The organism is Xenorhabdus eapokensis, from assembly GCF_001908105.1.
In genome coordinates this window covers 1-267 of record NZ_MKGQ01000206.1, presented here as the reverse complement: position 1 = coordinate 267, position 267 = coordinate 1, and the positions used below count along the sequence as shown (strand labels likewise).

The window sequence follows — 267 nt, the reverse complement described above, 5'->3', positions numbered from 1 at the left end:
TCTTAGTGTGCGTTGAAGAATTTATGACCGCCTTTTCATCAGGGCAACAACCGGGAGTGAGAAAAATGAGTGTATCGTTATTATGAAAGCTTATTTAGGCTACCTCCTGCTGCATTCTCTGCTGCTTCTAATAATTCATCCTGGCTGTTTACATATTTCCTTTCAACATTAGGGCGTGTTGATGTTTTGTGAGGGATTATTAAACAGCATGATGATTTGGTATAATTACTTTCGCCAAAAAACAACCAGACCTCACCATCATGCCGC

General features: G+C 40.1%; 1 protein-coding gene. It reads right to left on the bottom strand.

Annotation, left to right across the window (positions count from 1 at the left end; translation table 11 throughout):
- Positions 1-80 precede the first annotated feature (80 nt).
- On the bottom strand, positions 81-267 hold a 187-nt coding region (locus Xedl_RS31820; protein ID WP_208605120.1), incomplete at its 5' end, for a hypothetical protein.